This is a genomic window from Streptomyces polyasparticus (genome assembly GCF_014493765.1).
GTDB classification, from domain to species: Bacteria; Actinomycetota; Actinomycetes; order Streptomycetales; family Streptomycetaceae; genus Streptomyces; species Streptomyces polyasparticus.
The window spans coordinates 1-944 of record NZ_JACTVJ010000121.1 but is presented as its reverse complement, the minus strand read 5'-3'; the positions used below and the strand labels follow the sequence as shown (position 1 = coordinate 944).

General features: G+C 60.5%; 1 protein-coding gene. It reads left to right on the top strand.

Annotation, left to right across the window (positions count from 1 at the left end):
* The first annotated feature begins 35 nt into the window (after positions 1-35).
* The gene (locus H9Y04_RS45755) at positions 36-917 is read left to right on the top strand and encodes a carbapenem-hydrolyzing class A beta-lactamase KPC-2 (protein WP_004199234.1); all 882 of its coding nucleotides are present in this window, start codon (positions 36-38) and stop codon (positions 915-917) included.
* Positions 918-944: the final 27 nt, after the last annotated feature.

Genomic DNA, 944 nt, shown 5'->3' with positions numbered 1-944 from the left:
CACCTAGCTCCACCTTCAAACAAGGAATATCGTTGATGTCACTGTATCGCCGTCTAGTTCTGCTGTCTTGTCTCTCATGGCCGCTGGCTGGCTTTTCTGCCACCGCGCTGACCAACCTCGTCGCGGAACCATTCGCTAAACTCGAACAGGACTTTGGCGGCTCCATCGGTGTGTACGCGATGGATACCGGCTCAGGCGCAACTGTAAGTTACCGCGCTGAGGAGCGCTTCCCACTGTGCAGCTCATTCAAGGGCTTTCTTGCTGCCGCTGTGCTGGCTCGCAGCCAGCAGCAGGCCGGCTTGCTGGACACACCCATCCGTTACGGCAAAAATGCGCTGGTTCCGTGGTCACCCATCTCGGAAAAATATCTGACAACAGGCATGACGGTGGCGGAGCTGTCCGCGGCCGCCGTGCAATACAGTGATAACGCCGCCGCCAATTTGTTGCTGAAGGAGTTGGGCGGCCCGGCCGGGCTGACGGCCTTCATGCGCTCTATCGGCGATACCACGTTCCGTCTGGACCGCTGGGAGCTGGAGCTGAACTCCGCCATCCCAGGCGATGCGCGCGATACCTCATCGCCGCGCGCCGTGACGGAAAGCTTACAAAAACTGACACTGGGCTCTGCACTGGCTGCGCCGCAGCGGCAGCAGTTTGTTGATTGGCTAAAGGGAAACACGACCGGCAACCACCGCATCCGCGCGGCGGTGCCGGCAGACTGGGCAGTCGGAGACAAAACCGGAACCTGCGGAGTGTATGGCACGGCAAATGACTATGCCGTCGTCTGGCCCACTGGGCGCGCACCTATTGTGTTGGCCGTCTACACCCGGGCGCCTAACAAGGATGACAAGCACAGCGAGGCCGTCATCGCCGCTGCGGCTAGACTCGCGCTCGAGGGATTGGGCGTCAACGGGCAGTAAGGCTCTGAAAATCATCTATTGGCCCAC